Source organism: Streptomyces sp. (assembly GCF_031178505.1).
GTDB classification, from domain to species: Bacteria; Actinomycetota; Actinomycetes; order Streptomycetales; family Streptomycetaceae; genus Streptomyces; species Streptomyces gulbargensis.
In genome coordinates this window covers 1-6,925 of the sequence record NZ_JAPSIW010000356.1, presented here as the reverse complement: position 1 = coordinate 6,925, position 6,925 = coordinate 1, and the positions used below count along the sequence as shown (strand labels likewise).

At 73.5% G+C, this 6,925-nt stretch carries 8 protein-coding genes; 5 read left to right on the top strand and 3 right to left on the bottom strand.

What is annotated here, in order from left to right:
- Positions 1-392: hypothetical protein (locus tag RIF68_RS21775; RefSeq protein WP_309052968.1), on the top strand; the 392-nt coding region annotated here is incomplete at its 5' end.
- A 48-nt stretch (positions 393-440) separates the two neighbouring features.
- Here the strand turns inward: RIF68_RS21775 and RIF68_RS21770 are convergent.
- On the bottom strand, positions 441-1,076 hold the full coding sequence (locus RIF68_RS21770; protein ID WP_309052967.1) for a TetR family transcriptional regulator: 636 nt from the start codon (positions 1,074-1,076) through the stop codon (positions 441-443).
- 216 nt (positions 1,077-1,292) lie between these two features.
- On the opposite strand from RIF68_RS21770, the gene RIF68_RS21765 reads away from it, so the two are divergent.
- The 4 genes from RIF68_RS21765 (at position 1,293) to RIF68_RS21750 (ending at position 5,324) form a co-directional block, all read left to right on the top strand.
- Positions 1,293-2,651: a glycosyltransferase family 4 protein gene (locus RIF68_RS21765; protein WP_309052966.1), complete on the top strand. Its 1,359-nt coding sequence runs from the start codon at positions 1,293-1,295 to the stop codon at positions 2,649-2,651.
- 178 nt (positions 2,652-2,829) lie between these two features.
- Complete coding sequence (locus RIF68_RS21760) at positions 2,830-3,564, top strand: class I SAM-dependent methyltransferase (RefSeq protein ID WP_309052965.1); 735 nt, start codon at positions 2,830-2,832, stop codon at positions 3,562-3,564.
- On the top strand, positions 3,561-4,637 hold the full coding sequence (locus RIF68_RS21755) for a terpene cyclase/mutase family protein (protein WP_309052964.1): 1,077 nt from the start codon (positions 3,561-3,563) through the stop codon (positions 4,635-4,637). The genes RIF68_RS21760 and RIF68_RS21755 overlap by 4 nt, the downstream gene beginning before the upstream one ends.
- A 126-nt stretch (positions 4,638-4,763) precedes the next feature.
- A complete protein-coding gene (locus tag RIF68_RS21750) occupies positions 4,764-5,324 on the top strand; it encodes a hypothetical protein (protein WP_309052963.1) in 561 nt (186 codons plus the stop codon).
- Positions 5,325-5,396: 72 nt separating this feature from the next.
- Here the strand turns inward: RIF68_RS21750 and RIF68_RS21745 are convergent, their stop codons facing one another.
- The gene (locus tag RIF68_RS21745) at positions 5,397-6,293 is read right to left on the bottom strand and encodes a DUF5336 domain-containing protein (protein WP_309052962.1); all 897 of its coding nucleotides are present in this window, start codon (positions 6,291-6,293) and stop codon (positions 5,397-5,399) included.
- A gap of 101 nt (positions 6,294-6,394) precedes the next feature.
- A partial coding sequence (locus RIF68_RS21740) for an N-acetylmuramoyl-L-alanine amidase (RefSeq protein WP_309052961.1) occupies positions 6,395-6,925 on the bottom strand: 531 nt, incomplete at its 5' end.

The following is a 6,925-nucleotide window of genomic DNA, read 5'->3' as shown; positions in this document are numbered from 1 at the left end:
GCGGCGGGAAGCTGGACGCCGCCGCGGTGAGCAAGGAGATCGAGACGGCGGCGACGGCGGCCGGTTTCAGCGAGGACCCGACGGGCGACCCGGTGTCCCCCGAGCTCAAGGAGTGCATGGTCTCCTGGGCGGCCGACAGCGAGAAGGCCGCCGACCCGAAGAAGTCCTTCGCGGACACCGTCGCCGGCCTCACCAAGGGCGGCTGGGCCGAGGGTCAGTCCTTCTCCCAGGCCGGTTCGGAGATGAAGACCCTGACCAAGTCCAACTGGACGCTCAAGGCCAGCGGTCACCTCAGCGGGCCGCTGAAGGTCGTCCTCTTCGTCGGCACCGACACCGGTCCGGAGTGCGCGGCCCTGTTCGCCGCCGACCTGGCGAAGAACAAGAAGTCCTGACCGGAGGCGGTCGGCCGGGCCCCCGCCGCGGGGGGCTCGGCGCCGCCCTCACCCGGCCGGCGCGTGCCGCGGGGCCCGCCCGGACAGGGCGATCAGCCGGCAGACCGTCTCTATGTCGACCTTCACCTGTGCGATCGAGGCACGCCCGGACAGCCAGGTGATCAGCGCCGAGTGCCAGGTGTGCTCGATGACCCGCACCACCGAGAGCTGCTCGGGCGTCGGGTGCTCCGTCCCCATCGCGTCCAGGATGATCGCCGTCGTCAGCCGTGAGACCGTGTCGACCTCCGGGCTCACGCTGCGGTCCGCGAAGGTCAGCGCCCGCACCATCGCGTCGGCGAGCTGCGGTTCCCGCTGGAGCGCCCGGAAGGCGCGCATCAGCGTCTCGGCCACCCGCTCCGCCGGGTCCTCGCCCGCCGGGGGACGCCTGCGCAGCGTGGTGTGCAGGTGCTGGAGCTGGTCCTGCATCGTCGCCACCAGCAGATGGATCTTGGAAGGGAAGTAGCGGTACAGCGTCCCGAGGGCCACTCCGGCCGCCTCGGCGACCTCCCGCATCTGCACGGCCTCGAAGCCGCCCCGCGCCGCCAGCTGGGCACTCGCGTCGAGGATGCGCCGTCGCCGGGCCTCCTGGCGCTCCGTGAGGTGCGGTGACGCCGGTCTGTGGTCCGCTCTGCTGTCTGCGGTCATGGATTCCCGTTCCGTGCGGTGGGAGCGACAGTATGGCGGCCCTCCGGCCGTGGCGTGAATCACCCGTTCCGGCTCTCACCGCGGAGCTACCTGCCGGTAGATTCTGTGCTCCTTGAACGATCAAGAAGATGCATGAGCGATCGACTCTGTAACTTGTTCTAGATTAGCGCGAGCGGATACGCTCGCGCGAAAACGCACGCTCGAAGGGGGTCGCGCATGACCGCTGAGGCCATAGAGGCAGGCCCCCGGCAGGGCGACACCGCCACCGGTGACCGTCCGTTGCGGATCGCTCTCCTGACGTACAAGGGAAACCCCTTCTGCGGCGGCCAGGGCGTCTACGTCCGGCACCTCTCGCGCGAACTCGTCCGGCTCGGGCACACCGTCGAGGTCATCGGCTCCCAGCCGTACCCCGTCCTGGACGAGAACCCCGACGGCTCGCCCCTCGCGGGGCTCTCCCTCACCGAGGTCGCCAGCCTCGACCTCTACCGCTCGCCCGACCCCTTCCGCACGCCCCGGCGCGAGGAGTTCCGCGACTGGATCGACGCGCTCGAAGTGGCCACCATGTGGACCGGTGGCTTCCCCGAGCCGCTCACCTTCTCCCTGCGCGCCCGGCGCCTGCTCGCCGCCCGCCGGGGCGACTTCGACGTCGTGCACGACAACCAGACCCTCGGGTACGGGCTCCTCGGCGGGCCGCGCGCGATCGGCGCGCCGCTCGTCACCACGATCCACCACCCCATCACCGTCGACCGGCGGCTCGAACTCGACGCCGCCGCCGACTGGAAGCGGCGCACCTCGGTCCGCCGCTGGTACGCCTTCACCCGCATGCAGAAGCGGGTCGCCCGCCGGCTGCCGTCCGTCCTGACCGTCTCCGGCAGCTCCCGCCAGGAGATCGTCGAGCACCTCGGCGTCCGCGAGGACCGCGTCAAGGTCGTCCACATCGGCGCCGACACCGCGCTCTGGTCCCCCGACCCCTCCGTCGCCGAGGTCCCCGGCCGGATCGTCACCACCTCCAGCGCGGACGTCCCCCTCAAGGGACTGGTGCACCTGGTCGAGGCGCTCGCCAAGCTCCGCACCGAGCACCCGGACGCCCACCTCGTCGTCGTCGGCAAGCGCGCCGAGGACGGGCCGGTCGCCCAGGCCATCGAGCGGTACGGGCTCGGCGGCGCCGTCGAGTTCGTCAAGGGCATCAGCGACGCCGAGCTGGTGGACCTGGTGCGCTCCGCCCAGATCTCCTGCGTCCCCTCCCTCTACGAGGGGTTCTCGCTGCCCGCCGCCGAGGCGATGGCCACCGGCACCCCGCTCGTCGCCACCACCGGGGGCGCGATCCCCGAGGTCGCCGGGACCGACGGCGAGACCTGCCTGGCCGTGCCGCCCGGCGACGCGGGCGCGCTGGCCGCCGCCCTCGGCCGGCTCCTCGGCGACGCGGAGCTCCGTGCGCGCCTCGGCGCCGCCGGCCGCGCCCGCGTCCTGGACCGCTTCACCTGGGCCCGCGCGGCCCAGGGCACCGCCGAGCTGTACCGCGAGGCCGTCGCACGCCAGGGCGCCGCCGCGCCCCGTGGAGGCACCCGTCCGTGACTGCCGCCGTCCCCACCCGGGTACCCCCGCGCCCGCCCGCCCCCACGCCCACGCCCGCGCCCCCGGCCCACCCGCCCGTCGTCCCGACCGCCCCGACCGTCGTCCCGACCGTCCCGGCGTCCGTGCCGTTGCGCGGCCGGCCGCATCACCACCGTCCCGACCGCGAAGGCAGGCCCTCGTGCTGACCGTCGACTTCACCCGCTTCCCGCTCGCTCCCGGCGACCGCGTGCTCGACCTGGGCTGCGGCGCGGGCCGGCACGCCTTCGAGTGCTACCGGCGCGGCGCCCGGGTCGTGGCCCTCGACCGGAACGGCGAGGAGATCCGCGAGGTCGCCAAGTGGTTCGCCGCCATGAAGGAGGCCGGCGAGGCCCCGGCCGGGGCCACCGCCACCGCCATGGAGGGCGACGCCCTCAACCTGCCCTTCCCCGACGCCTCCTTCGACGTCGTGATCATCTCCGAGGTCATGGAGCACATCCCGGACGACAAGGGCGTGCTCGCCGAGATGGTCCGCGTCCTCAAGCCCGGCGGCCGGATCGCGATCACCGTCCCCCGCTACGGCCCCGAGAAGATCTGCTGGACCCTCTCCGACGCCTACCACGAGGTCGAGGGCGGCCACATCCGCATCTACAAGGCGGACGAACTGCTCGCCAGGATCCGCGAGGCCGGCCTCAAGCCGTACGGCACCCACCACGCGCACGCGCTGCACTCGCCGTACTGGTGGCTCAAGTGCGCCTTCGGCGTCGACAACGACAAGGCGCTGCCCGTCCGCGCGTACCACAAGCTGCTGGTCTGGGACATCATGAAGAAGCCCGCCCTCACCCGGGTCGCCGAGCAGCTGCTCAACCCGGTCGTCGGCAAGAGCTTCGTGGCGTACGCGACCAAGCCCCACCTCCCGAAGGCCGACGCGCAGTGACCTCGCCCGAACGGATCGCGGAGCACCTGGTCCTGCCGGGGGTCCTCACCGCCGCCCAGGCCGCCGAGACCGTCGCCGGCATCCTCGCCGCCCAGCGCGAGGACGGCGCCATCCCCTGGTTCCGGGGCCACCACCTGGACCCGTGGGACCACACCGAGGCCGCGATGGCCCTGGACACGGCGGGCGAGCACGAGGCCGCCGCCCGCGCCTACGACTGGCTGGCCCGGCACCAGAACGCCGACGGCTCCTGGTACGCGGCCTACCACGACGGCGACCCGGAGCGGGTGACCGACCGGGGCCGGGAGACCAACTTCGTCGCGTACATCGCCGTCGGCGTCTGGCACCACTACCTGTCGACCGGCGACGACGCCTTCCTCGACCGCATGTGGCCGGTCGTCCTCGCCGCCGTCGAGTTCGTCCTCGCCCTCCAGCGGCCCGGCGGCCAGATCGGCTGGAAGCGCGAGGCCGACGGCACCCCCGTCGAGGACGCCCTGCTCACCGGCAGCTCCTCCATCCACCAGGCGCTGCGCTGCGCCCTGGCCATCGCCGAGGTCCGCGAGGAACCCCAGCCGGACTGGGAGCTGGCCGCCGGGGCGCTGCGGCACGCGATACGGCGCCACCCCGAGCGCTTCCTCGACAAGTCCCGCTACTCCATGGACTGGTACTACCCGGTCCTGGGCGGCGCGGTGACGGGCGCGGAGGCACAGGAGCGGATCGACGCGCGGTGGGACGCGTTCGTCGTCCCCGGGCTCGGTGTGCGCTGCGTGCTGCCCAATCCGTGGGTCACGGGCGGCGAGAGCTGCGAGCTCGCCCTCGCCCTGTGGGCGATGGGGGAGTCCGACCGGGCCCTCGCCGTCCTCCAGGACATCCAGCACCTGCGGGCCGCCGACGGCGGCTACTGGACCGGTTACGTCTTCGAGGGCGACCGGGCCTTCTGGCCCGAGGAGCGGACCACCTGGACCGCCGGCTCCCTGCTCCTGGCGGTGGCGGCGCTCGGCGGCGACGAGGCGACCGTCGCGGTCTTCGGCGGCGAACGCCTCCCGCTCGGGCTCGAACCCGACTGCTGCGCCTGACGGCGGGGGGGCGGGAACCCGCCCCCCCCGCCGGGCGTCACCCCGACGGGGTGCCCGGGGGTGCGGCGGGACCGGGGCCGGGTGAGGCTGACGGCACAGTCCCCGAGGCCCCAGGGAGGGCTCACCGTGCCCCGTTTCGCCCGTGCGCGCCGCGCCGTCGTCGCCGTCCTCCTGTCCGGCACCCTCCTCGCCACGACCGCCGCCTGCGGCGGTGACGACAAGCCGAGCGGGACGGCGAACGGCCAGGCCACCCCCTCGGTCTCGGCGACCGCCGAGCGGCAGAAACTCGCCAAGACCCGGTTCGTCGCCAACGCGGGCCTCGCGGCGGGCGCCACGTACCAGTGGATCGTCAAGCCGTACCGCGCGGGCACCTTCAAGAAGGGCGCCGACGGCCGCACCGTGGCCCTGGTGAAGGCGGGCCTCGCCGGTGCCTTCGCCTACAACCGGCTCAAGGCCGCCGTGAACAACGCCAAGGGCGACCCGCTCCTGTCGAAGGCGGTCGCCCCGCTCACCGCCGGCATCGACTCGCTCAAGGACATGGGCACCAAGCTCCGGAAGGGCGAGGCGACCGGTGGTGACGTCGGCGCGTTCGAAAAGGTCATCACCAGCGTGAAGGACGCCGGCCGCAGCGCGGGCGCCGAGGTCGTCGACAAGGTGCCCAGCACCTCCCAGCTCAGCGGCGGCTGACCCCCGCCCCGTACGCCGACGGCCCCCCGCCCGGAGGAGATCCGGGACCGGGGGGCCGCTGCCGTGGAGGTGTCAGCCGCGCTGGATGCCCGTGGTGTCCTGGAGGACGCCGCGGCGGCCGTCCTGCGTCTGCGCCACGAGCGCGGAGCCGCGCTGGTCCACGGCCAGGTACCAGGTGCCGGGCGCCAGCTCGGCGATCTGCGACGGCGAACCGTCCTCCGCGTACAGCGGGCGGGCGACCGGCACGGCGAACCAGAACGGCGCGAAGTCCGAGGCGGTCTGCGCCGGAGCGGCCTGCGCCTGCTGGGCGGCCTGCGGCTCGGGCTGCGACGGAGACTGGTCCTGCGGGCCGGCCTGCTGGTGCTGCGGCTGCGCGGCGGCGGCGTGCGCGCCGTACGGCTGGGCGCCGCCCTGCGAGGCGTCCTGCGGGCCGCCGTAGGGCTGCTGCTGGATGCCCGGATAGCCGTAGCCGCCGGGCACGCCCGGCTGACCCGGCTGGCCGTGCTGCATGCCGTACGGCTGCGGGGTCTGCGGGCGCGGCGCGCCGAGGAGCGGGGCCTTCAGGGCGGGGACCAGCGGTGCGGCCACGGCCGCACCGGCCATCACGAGCGCGGCGATCAGGCCGAGGATCAGGCCGGCGCCGGCGTTGTGCGACTCGAACAGCCACATGAGCATGGTCCACGCCGAGGCGATGGTGAAGGCCGTGCCGAGCTGGCCGAGCTCCAGGCCGATGACCTTGCGGGGCTGCGGAAGACCGTGCGAGAGGACGACCAGGGCGGCACCGACGATGCCGAGGAAGACGGCGCCCCAGCCGAGCTGGGACAGCTCCCAGGAGTTCGTGGACGGCACCTGGTCGCAGATCGCCGCGCTGGCGTCACAGCCGCTGATGTCGAGGAACGAGGCGATGAACAGCACCAGCGCTGCACCGATCAGCACGCCATCGCCTCGAGTGAGGGAGCGGATATTCACGTAAGAATCCTTCGTCGGGTCGTCGTCGTGTCGGGCTGGCGCCGGAGTCTTGGGCACGGGGGCGGCCCCATCGTACGGAGCGAATCTATCGCCCGCCGGTTCTACCCCTCGAGGTAGGTCTCGATGCCGTCGGCGAGGCCGAGGGCCGCTTTCTGCCGCCACGCCGCCGACGTGAGCAGCCGGGCGTCCTCCGGATCACGCATATTGCCGCATTCGACGAAGACCTTGGGGACGGTCGACAGATTGAGGCCGCCGAGGTCGGACCGGACGTCCAACCCCGTACCGGATCCGATGTAGTTGGAAGGAGCCGTGCCGGTGGCGCGGCGGAACTCCGCCACGATGTCCCGCCCCAGTTCGCGCGAGGGGCCGACGATCGCCGTGGTGTCGGCGGAGCCCTCCTTGACGAGGGCGGGCAGGATCACGTGGTAGCCGCGGTTGCCGGTGCCCGAGCCGTCCGCGTGGACGGAGACGACGGCGTCCGCCCCGGCCTTGTTGCCGATCCGGGCGCGCTCGTCGATGCAGGGGCCCCAGGGCCGGTCGGCGTCGTGGGTGAGGACGACGGTGGCGCCGCGCGCCGTGAGCAGGTCCCGCAGCCGGTGGGAGACGTCGAGGGTGAAGGAGGCCTCGGTGTA